The organism is Rhizobium sp. WW22 (assembly GCF_047041135.1).
Lineage (GTDB): Bacteria > Pseudomonadota > Alphaproteobacteria > Rhizobiales > Rhizobiaceae > Rhizobium.
The window spans coordinates 1,902,459-1,923,917 of the sequence record NZ_CP178199.1 but is presented as its reverse complement, the minus strand read 5'-3'; the positions used below and the strand labels follow the sequence as shown (position 1 = coordinate 1,923,917).

19 protein-coding genes are annotated in these 21,459 nt (G+C 60.2%); 7 read left to right on the top strand and 12 right to left on the bottom strand.

Annotated elements, in window-relative coordinates:
- Positions 1–74: 74 nt before the first annotated feature.
- The 4 genes from ACK83U_RS27860 to ACK83U_RS27845 all read right to left on the bottom strand — a co-directional run bounded on the left by ACK83U_RS27860 (position 75) and on the right by ACK83U_RS27845 (position 6,061).
- Entirely contained in the window at positions 75–1,853 is a 1,779-nt protein-coding gene (locus tag ACK83U_RS27860) for an adenine deaminase (protein WP_112611102.1), read from the bottom strand.
- Positions 1,843–2,841: a LacI family DNA-binding transcriptional regulator gene (locus ACK83U_RS27855; protein WP_112611104.1), complete on the bottom strand. Its 999-nt coding sequence runs from the start codon at positions 2,839–2,841 to the stop codon at positions 1,843–1,845. Before ACK83U_RS27855 ends, ACK83U_RS27860 begins: the two co-directional genes overlap by 11 nt.
- 158 nt (positions 2,842–2,999) lie before the next feature.
- Positions 3,000–4,832, bottom strand: a complete 1,833-nt coding sequence (locus ACK83U_RS27850) for an ABC transporter ATP-binding protein (protein ID WP_112611106.1) — start codon at positions 4,830–4,832, stop codon at positions 3,000–3,002.
- Between the two features lie 32 nt (positions 4,833–4,864).
- Complete coding sequence (locus ACK83U_RS27845) at positions 4,865–6,061, bottom strand: aminotransferase class V-fold PLP-dependent enzyme (protein ID WP_112611108.1); 1,197 nt, start codon at positions 6,059–6,061, stop codon at positions 4,865–4,867.
- Positions 6,062–6,153: 92 nt separating this feature from the next.
- Here ACK83U_RS27845 and ACK83U_RS27840 point away from each other — a divergent pair, with 92 nt between their 5' ends.
- On the top strand, positions 6,154–6,987 hold the full coding sequence (locus ACK83U_RS27840; protein WP_112414488.1) for an IclR family transcriptional regulator: 834 nt from the start codon (positions 6,154–6,156) through the stop codon (positions 6,985–6,987).
- A 67-nt stretch (positions 6,988–7,054) separates the two neighbouring features.
- On the opposite strand, the gene ACK83U_RS27835 is transcribed toward ACK83U_RS27840, so the two are convergent.
- From ACK83U_RS27835 to ACK83U_RS27815, 5 genes are all read right to left on the bottom strand, one after another.
- Positions 7,055–7,567: a RidA family protein gene (locus ACK83U_RS27835; RefSeq protein ID WP_405048024.1), complete on the bottom strand. Its 513-nt coding sequence runs from the start codon at positions 7,565–7,567 to the stop codon at positions 7,055–7,057.
- 17 nt (positions 7,568–7,584) lie between these two features.
- A complete protein-coding gene (locus tag ACK83U_RS27830; RefSeq protein WP_112611110.1) occupies positions 7,585–8,793 on the bottom strand; it encodes an amidohydrolase/deacetylase family metallohydrolase in 1,209 nt (402 codons plus the stop codon).
- Entirely contained in the window at positions 8,794–9,672 is an 879-nt protein-coding gene (locus tag ACK83U_RS27825) for an ABC transporter permease (protein ID WP_112611112.1), read from the bottom strand.
- The gene (locus ACK83U_RS27820; RefSeq protein WP_162708104.1) at positions 9,672–10,613 is read right to left on the bottom strand and encodes an ABC transporter permease; all 942 of its coding nucleotides are present in this window, start codon (positions 10,611–10,613) and stop codon (positions 9,672–9,674) included. Before ACK83U_RS27820 ends, ACK83U_RS27825 begins: the two co-directional genes overlap by 1 nt.
- Before the next feature lie 183 nt (positions 10,614–10,796).
- The gene (locus ACK83U_RS27815; protein ID WP_112611114.1) at positions 10,797–12,323 is read right to left on the bottom strand and encodes an ABC transporter substrate-binding protein; all 1,527 of its coding nucleotides are present in this window, start codon (positions 12,321–12,323) and stop codon (positions 10,797–10,799) included.
- Positions 12,324–12,502: 179 nt separating this feature from the next.
- Here ACK83U_RS27815 and ACK83U_RS27810 point away from each other — a divergent pair, with 179 nt between their 5' ends.
- Positions 12,503–14,923, top strand: coding sequence for a glucan 1,4-alpha-glucosidase (locus ACK83U_RS27810; RefSeq protein WP_112611116.1), 2,421 nt, complete (start codon positions 12,503–12,505; stop codon positions 14,921–14,923).
- 40 nt (positions 14,924–14,963) lie between these two features.
- A complete protein-coding gene (locus ACK83U_RS27805; RefSeq protein ID WP_162708106.1) occupies positions 14,964–15,704 on the top strand; it encodes an ROK family protein in 741 nt (246 codons plus the stop codon).
- A 79-nt stretch (positions 15,705–15,783) separates the two neighbouring features.
- On the opposite strand, the gene ACK83U_RS27800 is transcribed toward ACK83U_RS27805, so the two are convergent.
- The gene (locus ACK83U_RS27800) at positions 15,784–16,701 is read right to left on the bottom strand and encodes a LysR family transcriptional regulator (RefSeq protein WP_183711895.1); all 918 of its coding nucleotides are present in this window, start codon (positions 16,699–16,701) and stop codon (positions 15,784–15,786) included.
- 104 nt (positions 16,702–16,805) lie between these two features.
- On the opposite strand from ACK83U_RS27800, the gene ACK83U_RS27795 reads away from it, so the two are divergent.
- From ACK83U_RS27795 to ACK83U_RS27780, 4 genes are all read left to right on the top strand, one after another.
- Entirely contained in the window at positions 16,806–17,372 is a 567-nt protein-coding gene (locus tag ACK83U_RS27795) for a chromate transporter (RefSeq protein WP_112611122.1), read from the top strand.
- Entirely contained in the window at positions 17,369–17,899 is a 531-nt protein-coding gene (locus ACK83U_RS27790; RefSeq protein WP_112611124.1) for a chromate transporter, read from the top strand. The genes ACK83U_RS27795 and ACK83U_RS27790 overlap by 4 nt, the downstream gene beginning before the upstream one ends.
- A gap of 269 nt (positions 17,900–18,168) precedes the next feature.
- Complete coding sequence (locus ACK83U_RS27785) at positions 18,169–19,101, top strand: diguanylate cyclase (RefSeq protein ID WP_412474951.1); 933 nt, start codon at positions 18,169–18,171, stop codon at positions 19,099–19,101.
- Positions 19,102–19,284: 183 nt separating this feature from the next.
- On the top strand, positions 19,285–19,500 hold the full coding sequence (locus ACK83U_RS27780) for a hypothetical protein (protein WP_112338051.1): 216 nt from the start codon (positions 19,285–19,287) through the stop codon (positions 19,498–19,500).
- A 13-nt stretch (positions 19,501–19,513) separates the two neighbouring features.
- Here ACK83U_RS27780 and ACK83U_RS27775 read toward each other — a convergent pair whose 3' ends face one another.
- Together ACK83U_RS27775 and ACK83U_RS27770 are read right to left on the bottom strand one after the other, a co-directional pair.
- Complete coding sequence (locus tag ACK83U_RS27775) at positions 19,514–20,575, bottom strand: sn-glycerol-3-phosphate ABC transporter ATP-binding protein UgpC (protein ID WP_112611126.1); 1,062 nt, start codon at positions 20,573–20,575, stop codon at positions 19,514–19,516.
- Positions 20,544–21,449, bottom strand: a complete 906-nt coding sequence (locus tag ACK83U_RS27770; RefSeq protein ID WP_112611128.1) for a sugar phosphate isomerase/epimerase family protein — start codon at positions 21,447–21,449, stop codon at positions 20,544–20,546. The genes ACK83U_RS27775 and ACK83U_RS27770 overlap by 32 nt, the downstream gene beginning before the upstream one ends.
- Positions 21,450–21,459 lie beyond the last annotated feature (10 nt).

The window sequence follows — 21,459 nt, the reverse complement described above, 5'->3', positions numbered from 1 at the left end:
TGACAGAATAGAGGACGTCCACTGCGGTTCGGATGTTCTCCTAAATCGGCAATATTACCGTTTGGCCGGTGACCTCAGTTTCGGCTTGTAGCCAGAAGCGGTCTGATGTCCCGGGTGGTTCCGTCGGTCAGCCCGAGATCGGTGACGTGCGGGCCGGGATTGCAGGCAAGGCTTGCTCCGACGACTGCCTTGAAGGTGCGAATGGGCGGCATCCAGTCGGCGATCGCATCGGCTGCCGCGCGCAGCTTGGCGAAATCATCGGCCACGTCCTTTGCGGGCGCATCCGACAGCAAGCCGCAGACGGGTAGGGGAAGCACAGCGGTGACTTTGCCATCGGCCGCCGTTGCCATGCCGCCGCCAGCCTCGATGGCGGCGTTAGCCGCCGCAGCCATATCCGCCGGATCGCGGCCGAAGACCGTGAGATTATGGCTGTCATGCGATATCGTCGTTGCTAGCGCACCGCGCCAATGGCCCCAGTCCTCCAGGATGCCAATGACGGGCGTCGGCTCTTTTCTGCCATGGCGGTGGATGACGGCCATCAGGAGCATGTGATCAGGCAGAATGAGCTTGCCGTCTTCGACTTTGACGACCGCCTCTCCCCATTTTGTAAACCGCGGGCTGACGACGGTGTTGACACGAGCTTCGGTCATGCCAGGCAGAGTGATGGTGAAGTCGGCTGCAGAAAGCCTTCCGAGTTTTACGGTGTCGCAATAGGCATCCGAGGACACGCTCTTGCGGCTTCCAATAAGATTGCCGTCTCTGGCAACTTCACGCCCCGATGCATAGACGCGGTCGACCACGATCCTTTCCAGATCGGAGAGGATGACGATGTCGGCGCGGCGGCCGGGCGCGACCAACCCCAGATCATAACGGTTCAACCACATGGCGGCGTTGAGCGTGGCGGCGCGGACGGCATCGACCGGCTTCATGCCATAGCCTATGAGGCGCCTCAGGACTGATGACATCGCGCCGTCATTCACGAGGTCGTCGGGGAAGACGTCATCGGTGCAGATTGTCAGCGTTTGCGGCATATGCGGCAGCTCTTTCAGCGCCTCTATGACGCCGGGCAGGACATAATCATGGGAGCCGCGCAGTTCGACGGTAAAGCCGGCCCGCAATTTCGCAAGCAAGTCCTCGCCCGAGGTGAGCTCGTGATCGGATTGGATCCCCGCGGTCGCAAAGGCCTGCAATTCCGCGCCTTCGAGGCCGCGAGCATGACCGCAAACGCGCTTGCCGCTCGCAAGTCCGGCCTCGAGGACGCCGCGCATTGGTTCGCTTCGCTCAAGGACCCCTCGCATGTTCATTACTTCGGCGACGCCGGAAATCTCCGGCCAGCTCAGCATGGTCGCCATTTCGCCGGACCGGAACTCCGCGCCGGCAAGTTCCAGGCCGGGCGCTGAAGGCACGCAGGACGGCGCCAGGGTCAGGAAGCGCAGCGGCAATTGCCGTGTCTCCTCGAGCGCCCAGCGAATGCCGTCGAGGCCAGCGACATTGCCGATTTCATGCGGGTCCCAGCAGACCGTCGTCGTGCCCTGGGGAACGACCGCTTCGGCATATCGCCTCGGCGTCACCATCGAGCTTTCGACGTGCATATGCGTGTCGATAAATCCGGGCGTGATGAATCGTTCCGAAGCGTCGATGGTCTGCTTTGCGTCCCTCCTTGTCCCCAAGGCGTGGACGCTTGCGATCAAGGGGCCGACAAGGCCGATATCGGCCGGTCTCATTTCCGACGTCGCGACATCGACGAGCGTTCCGCCGGTAATCAGCACGTCGAACGGCTCAAGCCCCAACGCCGCCCGCACGGCACGATCGCGCAGCTCGGACGAATGGAGGTCGTGTGGTTCATTCGGCATGTCTGCCTCCCTTGGCAAAGGCGGATGGGCGCGCGGTCGACTGTCGCAAGACAAGTTCGGTCGGGAATATTGCGCTGGTCTCGGTTTCACCGGCAACGAAGGCGAGCGCGTGGTTCGCCACCGCTTCCAGATCCTGTCGGACTGTCGTGAGCGGCGGGGAGACGATTTGAGCCCACATCAGATCATCAAAGCCGGTGAGCGACATGTCTTCCGGAATGCTGCAGCCTCTGTCTTTGACGGCGATGGCAAAGCCGATGGCGAGAGCGTCATAGGCGGCGGCGCAGGCTGTAAAATGGCGGAGATCAAGCTCGCGTCCGAGGACGCTGCCGGCTTCGAAAGTCGCCTCGCTATGTCGCAATGCCGGTTCGACGCCGGCCTGGCGGAAGATTTCGCACATTCCCTCGGCGCGCTCGCGTGCCACCAGCGAATTTTCCGGACCGGCGAGGATGAGAAGCCGGTTATGACCGAGCTCGAGCAGATGGCTGGCGATGAGACGCCCACCCTCGCGATGATCGCTGGCGGCGACATTGCCTGTTGTGGCGGCGCTGTCGATGACGGCGACCGGCACCGGGACATCCGTGGGCACAATGGTCGTGCCGCGTGTCGGTATCACGATCAGCGCATCGACGCCGCGGGTGATCATTGTCCTGATTTCGAATTCCTGCTGCTGCGGATCGCCCTGACTATCACCGATCAGAACGGCGAGACCGCGTCGCTTGGCGGCTCGTTCGATGGCCTGGGCAAAAGCGGGAAACAAGGGTTGGCCGATATTCGGAACCAGCAGGCCGATCGTATTGCTCTTGCCGGTGCGCAGAGCGCGGGCCGCATGGTCAGGCACATAGCCGAGCCTGTCCGCTTCCAGACGGATTTGTGCCGCAAGGGCTGAAGACACTCGCCCCGTGCCACGCAGGGCATTCGAGACCGTTGCCGTGGAGACACCCAGCTTGATCGCAATTTCCCTGATCGAAGAGGTGCGTGTCTGGCTCATCCAAGAGTTCGTTCCGATTTCCGTGATTAAACGATTAATCAACGCGGCGCGCTTTTGCAAGAGCTCCTGTTGCTGAGGGAAAGAGGAGGCTCCTGCAATGTCGGCGCCTGCTGCCGTTGCGGATGATGTATGGCGTTCAGCCTATCTGAATTGAAGCTTCAGACGGCAACCAGATGGCCCGGTGAGACAGCTCGATACTCGCGCGGCTTGACCAGGTAATCGACGGCCCGGATCGGGCTCTTCAACTCGTCATTGGCACCTGCGCGCTTCTCGCGCCGCCGGTCGGGGTCCGGCACCGGAACGGCGGCCATCAGCTTCTTCGTGTAGTCGTGCTGCGGATTGCCGAAGACGGCGGCGCGTGGGCCGATCTCGACGATTTCGCCGAGATACATGACGGCGACACGATGGCTGACGCGTTCGACCACGGCCATATCGTGGGAGATGAACAGGAAGGAAAGGTTGAGGCTCTGCTGCAGATCGAGCATCAGGTTGATGACCTGGGCCTTGATCGACACGTCGAGCGCGGACACGCTTTCGTCGGCGACGATCACTTTCGGCTGCAATGCCAGGGCACGGGCGATGCAGATGCGCTGGCGCTGCCCGCCGGAGAATTCATGCGGGTAGCGGCTAGCCATGTCAGACGTCAGGCCGACCTTGTGCAGCATATCGGCGACGATCTCTTTCGCCTCCCTTGCCGTTCCCATCCTGTGTTCGAGATAGGGTTCGGCGATCGCCTGACCGACCGTCATGCGCGGATTGAGCGAGGCGAAGGGATCCTGAAAGATCATCTGCACGGATTTGCGCATCTCGCGCATGTCACGCTTGCCAAGCGAGAGCACGTCGCGGCCATCGACGATGACGGAGCCGGATTGCGGCTCGATCAGCCGCATGATGGCGCGTCCTGTCGTCGACTTGCCGCATCCGGATTCACCGACAAGCGACAATGTTTCGCCGGCGAAGAGATCGAAGGAGACGTTTTCGACCGCATGCACCCGGCCTCTGAGTTTTCCGAAGAGGCCCGAATGAATGTCGAAGCGCTTGGTGAGGTTCTTCACCTGCAGAACTGGTTTTTCTCTTGCCACCGTATCGGGCATCTCGGCAGGCGTGTCGGACTCTCCCGTTGCCGCATTGACGACGGGAAAGCGCAGCGGCTGTTCATAGGATTGCATCGAACCGAGCACCGGCACGGCCGACAGCAGCGCGCGGGTATAGGGATGCTGGCCACGATGGAAGATGTCCGCCGTCGCGCCCGTCTCCACCTGCTCGCCGCGATACATAACGACGATGCGATCGGCGATTTCTGCGACCACACCCATGTCATGCGTGATGAACAGGACGGAGGTTCCTTCCTCCTCCTGCAGCATCTTGATGAGATCGAGGATCTGGCCCTGGATCGTGACGTCGAGGGCGGTGGTCGGCTCGTCGGCGATCAACAGTTTTGGCTTCGAGGCGAGCGCCATGGCGATCATGACGCGCTGGCGCATGCCGCCGGAAAAGCGGTGCGGATATTCGTCGAAGCGCGAGGCGGCTGAGGGAATGCGGACCTTTTCCAAAAGCCGGATCGTCTCGGCCTTGGCATCCGCCGCCGACATATCCTTGTGGCAGAGCAAGGCTTCGGAAATCTGGTCGCCGATGGTGAAGAGCGGATTGAGTGATGTCATCGGCTCCTGGAAGATCATCGACACGTCGTTGCCGCGCACCTTGCGCATCTCATGCTCGGGAAGCGAAAGCAGGTCGCGGCCACCCAGCATGATCGTGCCCTCGATGCGGCTTGAATCGCTCTGCAGCAGCCGCATGATCGATAGCGAGGTGACGCTCTTGCCAGAACCGCTCTCGCCGACGATCGCCACCGTCTCGCCTGGTGCGACCGAGAAGGAAACGTCGCGCACGACGGGCTTCCATACGCCGTCCACTATGAACGAGGCGGTGAGGTTCTCGACGGAGAGAATGGGTTCGGCGGCCTCTGTTGCCGTTACCTGCGACGTGCCCATGGTTGTTTCCTTCTTGCGATCCGTGCCACAGCTCAATCCGGCCAGTTCAACATGCCGTCGAAGCGGTGCCGGCTGCGGTTCTCGATCGGCGTCGCGATGATCTCGTTGGAGGCGCGCGCCTTGTTGAGCTCCTCGGCAAGCCGGGTCGCGACGATCGTCTCCTGGCCGGGATGCAGGTTGCATGGATCGAGATAGAAATAGTGATGCTCCACCTCGTGGTCGCGCACAATGACGGGCGGGTTGCCGCGGGCAAGCGCCGCGGCCAGATCCCAGGCACTGATATGCGCCTCTGGCGCCGAGATGATGACCCGCATGCGATCGAGCGGGTTGTTGGTGGGATCGGGCTCGATCAGGGCGGTGACACCAGGGCGGCCGTCGAGCGTTCGCTTCCAGAGGTTCAGATAGCCGGTCTCGCGTTCGCGGATGCCGGCATGGTCGCGTTTCTCCCAGGCTTCCAGTGCCGCCATGGTGCCATAGATGCTTTCCTTGCCGACCTTCATGCCCCGGCCGATGCCCATGTTCTGCAGGAAGGCGTTGCGCACCGGCTCCTTCCTGCCGGCAACGATGCCGGAGGTCGGGCCGCCGAGAAACTTGTGGCCGGAATAGAGCACGATGTCGGCACCCTGTGCCAGGAAGAGTTTGAGGTCGTATTCCGACGCGGCATCGACGATAACTGGCACGCCCTTGGCGTGCGCGATCTCGACGAATTCGGTCAGATGCAGCAGGCCGTAATCGACCACGTGATGGGATATGACATAGACGGCAGCCGCCGTCTTTTCGCTTATGGCGTTTTCCATGTGGAAGCGATGCGTCGATGTTGCCTGACCGATCAGCACGACCTTGCCGCCCGCAAGGCGGATCGCCTGATCCACGGGCGCGCCGTAGCTCACCACATGGCCCATTTGCACGATGACTTCGTTCTTGTCCGGTGTGACATCAGGCAGTTTCTCTATGGCGAGAAGGTTGTTGCCGGTAATGGTGCCGGCGACGGCGAGGCTAATGCCCGAGGAGCAGGATGCCGTGACGAAGCCGGCCTCGCTACCCGTCAGCCGCGCGATGACCGCGCTGGCCTTGCGCTGGAGGTCGTTGATCTCGACGAATTGCGGCAAGATCGCCGCCATTGCCGCGATGGCTTCGGGCACGACGATCGATGCGCCGAGGCTGGTCATGGTGCCTGATACATTGATGACGGGCCTCAGGCCGATCTTGCTGCGGATATCATCGGACATTCTATCTCTCCAAAGTGATGACTGCCGATTGTCATCGACAGCTATACCATAGTAATGTAATAGCTTCTCGAAATCTCACGAGGAGCGTTGATTTGGACGCCAAGACCCTACCCGCCGCACTCCCTGAAGACGCCGATTCGATCGGGGAAGCGGAAGCCAAAGGCGCGCGCCGTTCGCGCGTAAGCGGCATCGACCGCGCGCTGCAGGTGATCGATTATCTCTATGAAACCGGCGCGCCGGCCGGAGCCTATGCGATTGCCAAGGCGATCAAGGCGCCTCTTTCGACCGTCTACGTGATCATCGACGACCTGGTCGAAAAGAACATGCTCGGCCGCAATGCCGACGGTTCCGTCTGGCTCGGGGCGCGCCTTTACCACTATGGCCTCGCCTATGCCCGGTCGCTGGATTTCATGAGCGTCGCCACGCGCGAGATGCACGATCTCTGCCGGCAGGCGAGCGAGACGGTACAAGTCTGCGGGCGCGACGGCGATTCCATGCTGGTACTGGCGATGGCGGATGGGCCAAGCCATTTCCAGGTCGCCTCCCGCGTCGGAACCCGCGTGCCGCTCAACTGGACGGCCTCCGGCCGGCTGTTGGTCGGGCATTTGCCCGAAGAGGAAAGGATCGAGCTTTTCAAGCGCTGTGCCCGCACCTCGCCGACCGGTCGGGCCGAGGTCGATGCCGGCGTGCTCTCCGATGCCGCGAGCAAAGCATTTGAGGAGCGCTTGTCGATCCAGGTGGCGGAGTCCGATTATGCGGTCGCCTGTATCGCCTCGCCGGTCGTTGACCGGGATGGTCAATGTGTCGCGACCATTTCGATCGTGCTTCCCGAACAGAAAGCCGTTTCCGACGGCAACCATTATGGCGAGCAGGTGCGAGCGGCTGCCGAGCGGATCGAAAAGCTGATGGGCTGGCGCAACCACTGAATTCGTCCTTCTTAGAGCAATTCCAGCAAAAGTGTGACGCGGTTTTGCGTCCGGAATTGCGCAAAAACTAATCATTGAGCGAGATGATCGCTTCGATCTCGACCGTGATATTGCCGGGAAGCGAGCCGAAGCCGACGGCCGAACGGGCATGCTGGCCCGCCTCGCCGAAGACCTCGATGAAGAGATCAGAGCAGCCGTTGATGACGCTCGGATGGTCTTCGAAATGCGGCACGGCATTGACCATGCCGAGCAGTTTCACCACCCGCTTCACCCTGGAAAGGTCGCCGAGCGCACCATGCATGACGGCAAGAAGATTGATGCCCGTCAGCCGCGCATGTTGATAGGCCCGGTCAACGCCGACGTCACCGCCAACCTTGCCGGAATGGAGGTGGCCGTCCAGCTCCCGCGGCCCTTGACCCGAAAGGTAGAGCACGTTGCCTTCGCGGACATGGGTGACGAAATTGGCGATCGGCGGCGGCGGCGGCGGAAGCTCGATGCCGAGCGCAGCCAGTCGCTGGTAAGGTGTTTGCGCTGCTGAAGCGGCCTGTGTTGGGGACGTGTTCACGTATGCTCCTGCTATGCGGGCCTGGTGTTTGATTAGCGCCACGAATAGCCGTGGCTGTGGCGGACGAGTTTGCGAGCGCGTGGCACGTAGCGGCTGGCGGTGATCGCCTCCGCGCCGATGACCGCGTAACGTGGTTCGAACAGCTTCTTGAGGCGCGAGACATCGCCATTGGAATCGGTCGCCTCGAGATCCGCATCCACCAGGTCGAAAATGGTGAAGTCTGCTCGTTCGCCGACCGACAGCCGGCTGTCCATCGAAAGCTTGATGACCGAGGCCGGTGCATGGGTGACGGCGTCCACGACCTTGTCGAACGGCATGCCGACCGAGAGCAGCTTGGACATAGTGGTCGCGAGATCCCATACCGGGAAGTTCATCGAATGCCCATGCAGGTCCGTCGAGATCGAGTAGGGCAGCAGGCCACGCTTGATGGCTGCTTCCGCGACCTTGAAGGAGAAAGAGGCGCCTCCATGGCCGATATCGAGCCGGATGCCTTCGCCGGCGCAGCGCTCGGCGAGATTGTAGAGGTCCTCGTCCTCCATGATGCTGGATCCGGCCTTGCCGTTGAAGCAGTGCGTGACGACATCGCCCGGCCCGAGGATTTCGAGCACTTCGTCGTATAGCGCCGGCGGCTCGCCGACATGCACCATCATCGGCACCTTCAGGATCTTGGCGATCTTCTTGCCGAGCTTGACGGGTGTGACACCCCAGGAGCCGGTGATGACGTGACTGGCGCGTACCTTGATGCCGACGATATGCTCGCTGTTCTCGGCATAGCATTCGAGGATGCGGTCGAGATCGATATCCTTGATATCGCGCAATTCGGGGACGCGATTGCAGGCAACGAGGCCGATCGAGCCGAGATTGAGGAAGGCCTTGATGCGTTCCCTGGACGGTTCGATGATGTATTCGCGGAACCCATGAAAATTGGCTTCGCCAGCCGAACCTGCATCGACCAGCGTCGTGACGCCGCGTTCGGCACCGCATTCGGACGGACGGATCGAGATATCGGTGCCTCCATGCCAGATATGGACGTGCAGGTCGATCCAGCCGGGAGAGATCCAGGCGCCCTTTCCGTCGATGCGCTCGACGTCGCCGGGAGCGGCAAGCTGCGGGCCGAAAGCGGCGATCCTGCCGTCGGCGCCGACGAGAATGTCGATTACGCCAGTGGCGGTATCGCCACCGAAAGCCATGGGCTTTACATTGGTGAGGAGGAGCGGCTTGCCCGCTTTTTCACCGGTCATTTACAGGTCCTTTCGAAGTCTTGGATCGAGCATGTCCCGCAAGCCGTCGCCCACCATTTGCAACGAGAGCACGGAGAGAATGATGGCAAAGCCCGGGAAATAGGTCATCCAGTCGGCCTGGCCGATATATTGGCGGCCGGCGGCGATCATGGTTCCCCAGGTCGGAATTTCCGGGCTGACGCCAAGGCCGAGGAACGAGAGCCCGGCTTCGGCCAGCATGGCGCTGGCAAAGAGAAACGAGCCCTGCACCAGGATCGGCGACAGGAGGTTTCTAAGCACATGCCGCGTCATGATGTGGAATGTCGAGATGCCGAGAGCCTTGGCAGCCTCCACGTAAGGGAGTTCACGGATGACAAGGGTCGAGGCGCGGACGATGCGGGCTAGCCGCGGTGCGTAGACGATCGACAGTGCGACGATAACAGTCGTCAGCGACGGGCCGAGGGCTGCGACCAGCGCAATGGCGAGCAAAATGTCCGGAAACGCCATCATCGCATCGATCAGGCGGGCGATCGGCGTGTCGAGCCTTTGGAAGAAGCCGGCGAGCAGACCGAGGGTAACACCGATCGCAGCCGACAGCGCCACGACGGCGGCTCCGACGAGCAGCGACAGCCGTCCGGCATAGATGGTGCGAGAGAAGATATCGCGGCCGAATTCGTCGGTGCCGAACCAGTAGACCCCGCTTGGCGGCTTCAGTCGGTTGACGATCGAGAGCTTCGAGGGCGAATAGGGTGCGATCCATGGCGCGAGGGCGGCGAGCAGCACGAAGATCGTCAGCACAATCAGTCCGATGGCAACGGTCTTGCGCTTCAGCAGCCGACGAAGGAACTTGCTTCGCTCGCTTTGCGCCTGTTTGGGTGTCTCGGTTGCGATGTCGGCCATCAGTAGCGTACCCTCGGATCAACGAGCAGGTAGAGCATGTCGATCGCAAAATTGATGAGGACGTAGAGGCCGGCGATGACGAGCAAGGCCCCCTGGATCACCGGATAGTCGCGGCGCAGCACCGCGGAGACGACGAGGCTTCCGACACCCGGGAGGCCGAAGACCGTCTCGGTGACGACAGCGCCGGAAATCAGCACGGCGGCCGTCAGCCCCAGAACGGTCAGAATTGGAATGAGTGCGTTCTTCAGCGCATGTTTGAGGACGACGCGGCGTTCGATCAGCCCTTTGGCGCGGGCGGTGCGGATATAGCCGTCTCCAAGCACGTCGAGCATCGATGCGCGGGTGAAGCGCACGATCAGCGCCGAGGAGACGAGGCCGAGTGCGACGGCCGGCAGCGTCAAATGATACATGCGATCCAGGAAGCTTGTGCCCGGTCCGCCATAGCCGGAAACCGGGAACATCCCCAGGCGCACCGCGAAGATCTGCATAAGGATGAGGCCAAGCCAGAAGCTTGGAATGCTCGCGGCCAGCATGCCGATCGCCATCGAAGCCTGGTCGACGAGCGATCCGCGCCGATAGGCGGCATAGATGCCGATCGGCAGCGCGATGACGCCAGCGATGAGGAGCGAGAACAGTGTCAGGAAAAAGGTCGGCTCGGCACGTCCGAGAAGCGCAGAGGAAACCGGAATATTGAGGAAGATCGACTGGCCGAGATCGCCCTTCAGCAACTGCCCGACATAGAACAGGTACTGGACGAAGATGGATTGGTCTAGGCCAAGCCGGGTGCGGAGCTCGGCAATATCCTGCGCGGTCGCATCCGGGCCGAGCATGACGGCGGCCGGATCGCCAGGGGTCACGCGCACGATCACGAAGACGATCGTGACGACGAGAAACATCACGACGATCATGCCCGCAAGACGGTGAAGGATGTAACGTATCATTGCGTCGGTTCCCAGAATAGTTCCGCTTCTCTTCGACCGGCGGAACCACCCTATTTCTTTGTTCTCTCGCAATCCCGAACGGAAAACCGTTGCGCACTTTCCCTGGAATTGCTCTAGGTCCGCAAACGGACGGGATTCGGAACGGGCGCCGGTCGCGACCGGCGCCCGAACGCCTTGGGAGGCTTATTTCTTGATTGATGCGTTCCAGAAGTAGGGCCATGGCGCGGGATCGACGCCTTGAAGCTTGGTGGAGATCGCCGCGACGGCGTTGAAATCGCCGATCTTCATCATGGGAGCTTCGTCATAGAGGGTCTTTTGAACATTGGCCCAAAGCTCGATACGCTTCTTGGGATCGACCTCTGTGTTGAACGCGTCGATCGCGGCTTTGCTCGTCGGCGTCGTCCACCAGCCGGGCGAGCTTGGCGACAATGTGCCGATCAGCGCCGGTTCCGGCAGGAAGGGACTGTGGCTGATATAGATGTCCCATAGCGCCTTGTCCGCACGGCGCTGGGTCAGCGTAGCCCAGTCGACCACCTGAAGGTCTACCGTGAAGCCTGCCTGTTTCAGATATTCGGCCGCGACCTGCGCCATCTTGTAATGGAACTCGTACTGTCGGCTGGTCAGGATGCGGACCGGTTCGCCCTTGTAGCCTGCCGCCTTGGCGGCAGCTGCGGCACCTTCCGGATCGGCGACGTTGTAGTTCCCTTTGACGCCGGCATCCGTGCTCCAGGTAAAGGGGGCGGGGTACATGTTGCCGTCAACCGTATAGAAATTTGTGCTGCCGAAGGCTGCCGCCAGCATATCTTCCATGCTGAGCGCCTGACGGATCGCCTTGCGGATCGCGACATTCTTCGTGATGCCGTCGGCGGTATTGAAGACGAAGACCGGATAGCCGAACGGCTTCAGGAGCAGCGGCTGGGTCGCCGAAGCGGATTTCAGCTTGTCGAAGGATTCGACTGGAAGACTGTCGATGTAGTCATACTGGCCGGAAATGGCCGCCTCCACGCGAGTATTGGCGTCGGGCACCGGGACGAAGCGGATTTCGTCGAGATATTGATGCCGGGCGCCGCCATAACCATTACTTTCGCCATCGCGCGGCTTGTAGCCGTCGAAGCGCACCAGCTGGATATACTGGTCGGGCTTGCGCTCCTTTAGCATATAGGGGCCGGTGCCGATGAAATCGGTCATCGTGTCGGCCTGCTTGCTGGCTGGAATGATGATGGCGGCGGAGTTGTTGAAAGCAAGCAGCGAGGTAAGGGGCGCGTAGGGCTGCTTCAGCTTGATGACGACGGTCGCCGGATCCTGGGCGGTGATCGATTCGACGAAGCCGCCTGCCTGCTTGCCGCGCGACGCCAGCTTGATCCAGCGGTTGAGCGAGGCGACAACATCGTTGGAAGTCATGACGCTGCCGTCGTGGAACTTGATGCCGGTCCTGAGTTTGATCGTGTAGGTTTTGCCGTCGGCACTGATCTCAGGCAGGCTCTCGGCAAGCAGCGGCGTAACGTTCCAGCCCTTGTCGAAGGTGTAGAGCGTTTCGAAGATATGTTGGGTGACGATACCGACGAGATCTGCGGTGGAAGTCATTGGATCGAGCGTCGGCGGCTCGCCGATCGTCGCGACATTGATGACGCCACCTTTTTCCTGAGCCATCAACAGCGAGGGCGCTGCAACCAAGGCAGCCGCAATCAGGAATCCGAGTCCTAACTTCATCGAAATTCTCCCAATTATGTTCCACAATTATGTTATATAAGATTTTATAACAGAATACAGAACGGACGGGGGCTGTCAATGGTGGTGAAAACAAGGGCATATCGGCTTGAATGCGCAAAGGTTCCGTCTTGCCGAAACAGTTTGGTCGGAGCAGATTGCAGCGATAGAGGAGATAGTGCATGGCGCCTTACGATGCTTCCGGCCCCAACGTGAACGGTATCGAACCTCGTTGGACGTCCAGTGCAAAGAGCGGAGTTGGCACGGCGCTTTCCCCGGCCTGCCGCATCTGGTTCACTCTCAGTCACGGCATCTTGAACGAAATCTATTATCCCCGCGTCGACAGCGCCTGTACCCGCGACATCGGATTGATCGTCACAGGTCCCGATGGTTATTTTTCGGAGGAAAAGCGCGATACGGAGAGCGTCGTCACCACGGTCGAGGATGGCGTTCCGGCCTATCGGTTGATCAATACTGCAATCGATGGTCGTTACAGGATCATCAAGCGCATCATCGTCGATCCGATGCGCAGCAGCTTGCTTCAGCAGATATCGTTCGAGCCGCTGGAATGCACGATCCGCGATTATCGTCTCTACCTGTTGGCCGCTCCGCATCTGGTCAATGCCGGTTACGGCAATACGGGGTGGGTGGAAGACTATAAGGGCACGCCGATGCTTTTTGCGACGGGCACAGGCGGCGTCTCGATGGCTCTTGCCGTTAGCGGCGGCTGGCGGACGGCATCTGCCGGCTATGTCGGTATTTCCGACGGATGGCAGCAATTGCAGAAGGAGGCTCGGTTGGACCCGGCCGTCGCGCGTGCCGTCGACGGCAACGTCGCCCTGACCGGGGAGATCGATCTGATCGGCGGCAGCGACACCGTCACCGTATCGCTCGGCTTTGGAAGCCATTCCAAAGAGGCCGGCTACAATGCCCTTGCCAGCTTGCAAGCCGGCTATGACAGCGCCGAGCGCAGCTATGTTGCCGACTGGCGGGCCTGGCAAGACGGATTGCTGGCCCTCGACGAACCGAGAGCACCGCCGCCCGAAGTCAATCGTTATCGGATCTCGACAGCCGTGCTGGCAACGCACCGGCCACTTTCCTTCGAAGGGCCGGCCGTTGCTTCTCTCTCCATTCCGTGGGGCTTTGCCAAGGGCGACGAAGACCTCGGTGGCTATCATCTGGTCTGGCCGCGCGATCTGGTCGAGACAGCCGGCGGCTTCTTAGCTGCGGGCGCTTCCCAGGATGCGCTGCGCATTCTGGCCTATCTGCGCGTCATCCAGGAAGAGGATGGGCATTGGCCGCAGAATTGCTGGCTGGATGGCGAGCCTTATTGGAGCGGGATCCAAATGGACGAATGCGCTTTCCCGATCCTGCTTGCCGATGCGCTGCGCCGTGAAGGAATCCTTACAGGCGATCTTCTGCTGTCCTACGTGCCGATGGTCGAAAGCGCAGCGCGCTATGTCGTCGTCAACGGGCCCGTCACGGGTGAGGACCGCTGGGAGGAGGATGGCGGCTTTTCTCCCTTCACGCTGGCGGTTGAAATCGCTGCGCTGCTGGCGGCGGCCGATATTCTGGAAATTGCCGGTCAGATGCACAATGCGGACTATCTGCGGCAGACCGCGGATGCCTGGAACGACCAGATCGAGCGCTGGACCTATGTCAGCAGTGATGCGGAGAGCGCCGCTCTCGGGGTCAAGGGCTATTATGTCCGTATTGCGCCGCCTGAGATCGCCGACGGAAGCTCGCCCGCCGATGGTTTCGTGCCGATCAAGAACAGGCCGCCCGCTGAATCCTTCCTGCCGACCGCGCGAGTCGTCAGTCCCGATGCCTTGGCGCTGGTACGGTTCGGATTACGAGCCGCCGACGACCCTCGCATCCTCGACACCGTGAAGGTGATCGACGCACAGCTCAAATGCGACCTGCCGCAAGGGTCTCTATGGTATCGTTATACCGGTGACGGCTATGGCGAGCATGAGGACGGCGGCCCGTTCGACGGCACGGGCATCGGGCGTCCATGGCCCTTGCTTGCGGGCGAGCGCGCCCATTATGAGCTCGCGGCCGGCCGGCCGGAAGCGGCTCTTGGTTTGCTCAAGACACTCGAGCAGTCTGCCGGGCAGGGCGGATTGCTGCCGGAACAGGTGTGGGACCAGCCCGATATCCCGGAGCTGGGCCTTGCCCTCGGGAAACCTTCCGGCAGTGCCATGCCACTCGTCTGGGCTCATGCCGAGCATATCAAGCTCCTGCGTTCGCTGAGAGACGGGGCGGTTTTCGACATGCCGCCGCAAGGTGTCGAGCGCTATGTAAAAAACAAAGTGACGGCACCCTTCGTGCCGTGGCGTTTCAACAACAAGCTGTCGCAGCTTTCCGTCGGCAAGCGCCTGCGGATCGAGGTCATGGCGCGGGCCATCATTCGCTGGAGTGTCGACGGTTGGGCCAGCGCCAGCGATACCGAGACGAGCCAGAACGGCTTCGGGATACATGTCGCGGAGCTGTCATGCGAGCGCCTGCCCAAAGGCGGTTCGATTGCCTTTACCTTTTACTGGCCTGACACCGACCGCTGGGAGGGAGAGGATTTCTCCGTCTCCGTCGTTGAGGCGCCATAGTGCGATTTGTGCCCGTCGTGGATAGAAAGTGTGTACGAATATGAGCCAGGTAACAGAGAGCCGCAAAACAAACGTAAAACCGAAGAAGGCCGTGGCGCCGGCTGCGACAGAAGAGCTTGTCGTCTTGGCAATCGATCTCGGCGGTTCGCATGTAAAAATGCGTCTCAGCTCCGGCGGTGAGCGCCGGGCCGCCGTCTCCGGGCCTACAATGTCGGCAAAAGAGATGGTCCAGACCGTCAAGGATCTGACGAGTGATTGGCGATACGACGTTATCGGTATGGGATATCCCGGTTCCGTTTCGAACAACAGGCCAGCTATGGAACCGCACAATCTGGGAAGCGGCTGGCAGGATTTCGACTTTTCCGCCGCTTTCGGCAAGCCAGTGAAGCTTGTCAACGACGCCGTGATGCAGGCAATCGGCAACTACAAAGATGGCAATATGCTGTTTCTCGGCCTCGGCACCGGATTGGGTTCGGCAATGATTGCCAATCACGTTTGTCTGCCCATGGAGCTCGCCCATCTGCCCTACAAGAAGCGGGGCACCTTCGAAGACTTCATCGGCGAGCGTGGCCTTGAAAAATACGGCAAGAAGAAGTGGCGCCAGTCGGTCGAGGAGATCGTTGAGAGATTGAGGGCGGCACTACTGCCGCATGAAATCGTTATCGGCGGCGGCAATGCCGAGAAGCTCAAGGAACTGCCATCCGCCTGCCGTATCGGCGGGAACGAAAATGCGTTTCTCGGAGGATTTCGGCTTTGGACGGATGCGACTTTGACCTTCTAGGCTGCGGCGGTCATCGAATGGAGCGGCATAAGGATCAGTCTCAGGTCGCTTGTTCTTCGCGGCTAGAAAGATAGCCGGCTTATTTCAGTAAAGCTTTCTCGTGCTGAACGATGTGGGCAAATAGTTGCAGCGCGCCGCTTGGCTGCTCATCTTTTCGCGCGAAATAAAGCGGCGCCACAAGATTGGCACCCGGGTCGAGCCTTAGATAGGCGATGCCGTTCGTCTCCAGCCGAGCGATCGATCCTGGAATGATGGAGATTCCGAGTCCCGCGGCGACCAGACTGAGCGTCGACAGCAACCGGGGAGCTTCATGCCGTATTTTCGGGCTGAAACCCGCGGCAAGGCAAGCCGCTATGATACTGTCGTATAGCCCCGGCCCGGAGGGACGGCGGTAAAGTATGAAGGCTTCGTCTGCGAGTTGCGACAATCGAACGTGGCGAGGCTTCTCTCCTTTCGCCATCACAAGAGGATGGCGATCGGGAAGAGCGACCAGCATCTCTTCATCGAGAATTCGGGAAATCACAAGGCCGCTCGACTGTGCAACGGGAGAGCGCACGAGCGCGACGTCGAGAAGGCCGGAATGCAGCATGGCGATCAGATCGGGCGTACTGGCTTCCTCAAGCTTGAGTGCGACATCCGGCGATGTCTCGCCGAGCGAGCGGACGGCTGCGCTGACCAGCGGATGAAAGGCGGCCGAACTGGTAAAGCCGATCGCAAGGCTTCCCTCCTCTCCGCGGGCATTGCGCCTTGTCGCCTCTATCGCAAGATCGACATCGTGGAGAATGGTCCTTGCCCTCTCCACAAATGTCCGCCCCGCATCCGTCAGCTCGACGCCTCTCGGCAGCCGTTTGAAGAGCGACGCACCGACGATGGCCTCCAGCTTGGCTATCTGCTGACTGAGCGGTGGTTGCTGGATGCCGAGCCTTTCGGCAGCGCGGGTCATATGGCCCTCATCGGCAACGGTCATGGCATAACGGAGATGTCGAAGTTCGATCATGGCATATCTCAAACATATGGATGATGTTCTATCCATATATTGGACGCATGATCGGTAAAAGCTTATTTTGACGGTCTGTCCGACATAAACATGCAGGCCACGATATGGATGCCATTTCTCATTCCAATGCTGCTCAACGCGAAGGACCGGCGGTCGCGGAGCTCTTTTTCGGTTTTTTCAAACTCGGCCTCATCGGGTTTGGCGGGGTTCTGCCGCTCGCACGCCGCATGGTGGTCGAGGATCGCAAATGGTTGACGGGGGAGGAGTTCACAGAACTGCTGGGGCTGTGTCAGTTCCTGCCCGGCGGCAATATTATCAATATGGCGGTGGCGATCGGCTCGAAGTTTCAGGGCGTGGCGGGTGCTTTTTCGGCTCTTCTCGGCTTGATTGTCGCGCCGACCGCGATCGTGATCGGCCTCGGTGTCGTTTACGATCAGTTCAATAGCGATCCACGCATCCAGCACATGTTTGCAGGCCTTGCTGCAGCCGCGGCCGGTCTGCTCATCTCGATGGCCGTCAAGATCGTCCTGCCGCTGCGCCGCAGGCCAGTCACCCTGGTCATTGCCGCCATTTGCTTTGCTGCCATCGCCATTGCCGGGCTGCCTTTGCTGCCGACCATGCTGGTTCTGGCGCCGCTCAGCATCCTCTCCACCTGGAAGCTCGAAGCATGACCACGACCCTCGTTTCTCTTGCAATCATTTTCACGCAGCTTTCGCTGCTGGCCTTCGGCGGCGGCAATTCCATTCTTCCGGAGATGCATCGGCAGGTCGTCGACGTGCAGCATTGGATGACGGCGCAGCAATTCGGTGCGCTGTTCGCCTTGGCGCAGGCGGCTCCCGGTCCGAACTTGATGGTCGTGCCTCTGGTCGGCTGGCACGTTGCCGGATGGGCGGGTGTGTTGGTTACTTCCGCGGCAAAGTTCGGGCCTTCTTCGGTCCTGACCTATCTGGTGCTCCATCTCTGGAACCGCTTCAAGGACAGGCCATGGCGACGGATCGTGCAGGCGGGATTGGTGCCGATGACCGCCGGGCTTGTCACCGCCAGTGCGGCTGTCATCACCGAGGCGTCAACCCAGGGGTGGGTTCTGGCGGCAATCGCGACCGCTGGTGCACTTGTCCTTTCGACGACGCGCGTCCATCCGCTCATCGTTCTCGGCGTTGGCGCATTGATCGGCCTGAGCGGTGTCGGCCAGATGTGAGCCGGAGTGGTTCAGTATCCGGTTTGGGGCAGACATCCTTCTTGCCCCTGGGACTCATTTTCACAAACGCCTGAAATCCTCTGTTTCATGGAGGCCGCCCTCAAAATAGGGTTATTGATGTCGATGATCATCGCGGCGCTCTTGCATTTGGAAACCAATATGCAAACAATCCATGTAATCATTCCACTGGGAAAGATTACCGGCGATAAAGCTGGTGAGGTCCTTTTGATCAACTGGTGAGGCCCCCAGTGTCTTGCGATGGAAATGGAATGCTCGATCCAGAGGCAATTGGCTCCCGCGAGTTCATGCATTTGCGTGAATTGTTTGATCGATCGTTCAAGGCCGCTCGTATCGGGGTATGGGAATGCAGTCTTCCCGACCAGACCCTCAGCTGGACGGATATGGTCTACGAGCTCTTTGATCTTGCGCCGCAAACGCCACTGACGAGGGATGAGATCCTTAAACTCTATACTCCCGAGGTTCGAAAGCGTCTCGATGAGGTGCGCGAGAAGGCAATTCGCACGGGCGAGGGGTTCAGCCTGGATGCTGAGATCATTACCGCAAGAGGCAATCGGCGATGGATCAGAATAACCGCCTGCGTCGAATTCGCGAACGGAGCTGCGACCAGAATTTTCGGGATGAAGCAGGATGTTACCGCCGAGAAGACGATGGTCGAGCAGCTTCGTCAATTGGCCGAGTACGACATGCTCACCGGGTTGACGTCCCGCACCAGATTCGAAGCGTTTTTCGATGAAATATGCGCAGCCGAGGGCCGAACCGGCAGAGCGCTCCTTCTCGTGGATCTCGACGGCTTCAAATCCGTGAACGATACTCTCGGACATCAGGCTGGGGATGATTGTCTCAAAGTGGCAGGGCGCAGGCTTTTGCGCGCTGTCCCCAAGGCCAATATGGTGGCGCGCATTGGCGGCGACGAGTTCGCCGTCATTCACGAATGCCTTTCGACCGAGGATCTCGCAAAAATCGCCGATCGCGTTGTCAGAGAGTTGAACTGGACCGTCTCCACGCCGACGAAGACCATTCGCATCGCGACCTCCGTCGGCGCGGCGATAATCGTGCCCGGTCATTCTTCCAAGGACATATTCGCCAAAGCGGATCGTGGTTTGTATGAAGTGAAATCGTCGGGAAAGAACGGCTTCCGGATCGCTCCATCTTCATGGTCCCGATGCGAGGCTGCTCTATAGAGTAAGCCCGCCACTCGGTCGCCAATCACGACATCGTGCCGCCGCACCGTTTTCCTGGAAATGAACCTCACGCATTTGTGACAGTTTTCATGATTCCCGGGATATCTTTGCGACAAATCAGGACTAAAGTGTCAGCAGTTGCCCAATCTCTTGAAGGCGGCCAGACTTTTGGAAGAGAATCCCATGCAGCAACGTAAAAGCGTATCGGTCGAAGAGCTTCCCGAGAACACTGCACTTGCAATATATGAGCTGATCGGCGGCACGTTCCGCAACTATTCCGAGGTCCTTTACATTCGCGTACCGGATGTGACCGATGACGGCAAGTCCATGGGCGGTATTGAAATTACCATTCGCAAGACGGCTTCTGCTCCATCGCTGCGTGCGGCGTCGCACAGGTAATAAGCATCTCTCCTCAATTGAATTCCGAGCGTGTGCTCGCGATGCGCTCTCCACTTTTGTCAAATAGATGAACTGCCTCATCGGCGGGTGCGATGTGCAGCACATCGCCCGGTGCGGCTCTGATCCGTTCGCGAAAAACGCAGGTGACCGTTTGCGTACCAAGGCGGACGATGACCATAGTCTCGGATCCCGTCGGTTCGACGACGACGGTTTCCACCGCAATGCCATTCTGGACGAGCCTGATATCTTCGGGGCGAATGCCATAGGTAACGGCCGCCGCCGGATGCTGACCGCTCGGCAGCACGATCCCGTCGGTGGTACGGAAACCGTCATTCGTCATGCTGCCCTTGATGAAATTCATCGCGGGAGAGCCGATGAAGCCCGCAACGAAGAGATTGGCCGGCTGGTCATAGAGCGCAAGCGGCGATCCGGATTGCTCGATCAGGCCGTCCTTCATGACGACGATCTTGTCCGCCATCGTCATCGCTTCGATCTGGTCATGCGTGACATAGATTGTCGTGGTCTGCAGCCGCTGGTGCATTTCCTTGATCTCGGAGCGCATCTGGACGCGAAGCTTCGCATCGAGGTTCGACAGGGGTTCGTCGAAGAGGAAGACAGCGGGATCGCGTACGATCGCGCGACCCATGGCGACACGTTGCCTCTGGCCGCCGGATAGCTGCTTCGGATAGCGCTCAAGAAGGTTTTCGAGCCCGAGGATCTTTGCGGCATTGCCAACCCGCTGATCGATTTCCGCCTTCGGCATCCGCTTCAGCCGCAGGGAGAAGCCCATGTTCTTGGCGACCGTCATATGCGGATAGAGCGCATAGTTCTGGAACACCATCGCGATGTCTCGATCCTTTGGCGCGAGATCGTTGACGATATGCTTGCCGATCTGGATATCGCCTGAGGTGATCCCCTCCAGGCCGGCGATCATTCTGAGCAGCGTGGATTTGCCGCAGCCCGAGGGGCCGACGAGGACAACGAACTCGCCGTCGCGGATGTCGACCGACACGCCTTTGATGGCTTTGAACGCGCCATAGTCCTTACGCGCGTTGTTCACTCTGACATGAGCCATTTCCGTCCTCCCAGATAGTGTCAAGCCCGTTCAAGACCTTTCGGAGATAGGCAAGGCCGAGGCGCTCGCCTTCCTTCCGTTGAGCAAGATCCTTGCCCGGCCAACCGAAAGCTGCATCCTCGTGCTCGATCGAAAGCGTGCCGTCAAAACCGTTGGCGCGCGCCTGACGCAGGAAACGCGGCCAATCGAGAAGGCCATGGCCCGGCAGCTTGTACTGCCACCACCCCTTGCCGTGATAGCCGACGGCCTGCTGTACGGCCGCATCGATTGCCGTGTCCTTGGCATGAAGGATGGCGATGCGATCCTTGACCGCATCCATGGCGGCATAGGGATCGACGCCGATGCGGATGAGATGGGAAGGGTCGAATTCAAGGCCGAAGCGCTTGTCGGGAATTCGTTTGAAGAGCTCCTGCCAGCCTTTCGGCGTGGTGCCGATGAAATTGTCCTTCGGGCCGGGCCAGTTCTCGATCGCGAAGACCAACCCGCTCGATGTCGTCCGGACGATCAGCCGGTTGGCGAAGTCGGCGAAATCATCATAATTGGCGTCCTCGTCCGCGCTTTCATCTCGGCCGGGAAAGATTACGAAGATCGGCACGTCCGCTTCGCCGATCGCGTCGGCGAATTCCTCGGTGATGGCTCGAAGCTCGCCGCGTTTGGCGCGATCGGTATCGAGCTGATTGCCGAAAAAGGCGATCGAGGAGACGAAGAGGTTGCGGTTGCGGGCAAGGGCGACCGCCGCCCGCACCTTGTCCGGTGTCTTGATATGGCCGCGGACATCGATTTCGATTGCGTCGAAGCCGGCGGAAGCGGCGAAGTCCACCACCTCTTCGAATGGCCTGTCGTTGAACGTCGACGTATAAAAACCGATCCTCATTAAAATCCTC

Excerpts from the sequence above, each read along its gene's own strand:
- ACK83U_RS27860 (WP_112611102.1), bottom strand. The coding sequence starts at position 1,853 with ATGCCGAATGAACCACACGACCTCCATTCGTCCGAGCTGCGCGATCGT.
- ACK83U_RS27855 (WP_112611104.1), bottom strand. The coding sequence starts at position 2,841 with ATGAGCCAGACACGCACCTCTTCGATCAGGGAAATTGCGATCAAGCTG.
- ACK83U_RS27850 (WP_112611106.1), bottom strand. The coding sequence starts at position 4,832 with ATGGGCACGTCGCAGGTAACGGCAACAGAGGCCGCCGAACCCATTCTC.
- ACK83U_RS27845 (WP_112611108.1), bottom strand. The coding sequence starts at position 6,061 with ATGTCCGATGATATCCGCAGCAAGATCGGCCTGAGGCCCGTCATCAAT.
- ACK83U_RS27830 (WP_112611110.1), bottom strand. The coding sequence starts at position 8,793 with ATGACCGGTGAAAAAGCGGGCAAGCCGCTCCTCCTCACCAATGTAAAG.
- ACK83U_RS27825 (WP_112611112.1), bottom strand. The coding sequence starts at position 9,672 with ATGGCCGACATCGCAACCGAGACACCCAAACAGGCGCAAAGCGAGCGA.
- ACK83U_RS27820 (WP_162708104.1), bottom strand. The coding sequence starts at position 10,613 with ATGATACGTTACATCCTTCACCGTCTTGCGGGCATGATCGTCGTGATG.
- ACK83U_RS27815 (WP_112611114.1), bottom strand. The coding sequence starts at position 12,323 with ATGAAGTTAGGACTCGGATTCCTGATTGCGGCTGCCTTGGTTGCAGCG.
- ACK83U_RS27810 (WP_112611116.1), top strand. The coding sequence starts at position 12,503 with ATGGCGCCTTACGATGCTTCCGGCCCCAACGTGAACGGTATCGAACCT.
- ACK83U_RS27805 (WP_162708106.1), top strand. The coding sequence starts at position 14,964 with ATGAGCCAGGTAACAGAGAGCCGCAAAACAAACGTAAAACCGAAGAAG.
- ACK83U_RS27800 (WP_183711895.1), bottom strand. The coding sequence starts at position 16,701 with ATGATCGAACTTCGACATCTCCGTTATGCCATGACCGTTGCCGATGAG.
- ACK83U_RS27795 (WP_112611122.1), top strand. The coding sequence starts at position 16,806 with ATGGATGCCATTTCTCATTCCAATGCTGCTCAACGCGAAGGACCGGCG.
- ACK83U_RS27790 (WP_112611124.1), top strand. The coding sequence starts at position 17,369 with ATGACCACGACCCTCGTTTCTCTTGCAATCATTTTCACGCAGCTTTCG.
- ACK83U_RS27785 (WP_412474951.1), top strand. The coding sequence starts at position 18,169 with ATGCTCGATCCAGAGGCAATTGGCTCCCGCGAGTTCATGCATTTGCGT.
- ACK83U_RS27780 (WP_112338051.1), top strand. The coding sequence starts at position 19,285 with ATGCAGCAACGTAAAAGCGTATCGGTCGAAGAGCTTCCCGAGAACACT.
- ACK83U_RS27775 (WP_112611126.1), bottom strand. The coding sequence starts at position 20,575 with ATGGCTCATGTCAGAGTGAACAACGCGCGTAAGGACTATGGCGCGTTC.
- ACK83U_RS27770 (WP_112611128.1), bottom strand. The coding sequence starts at position 21,449 with ATGAGGATCGGTTTTTATACGTCGACGTTCAACGACAGGCCATTCGAA.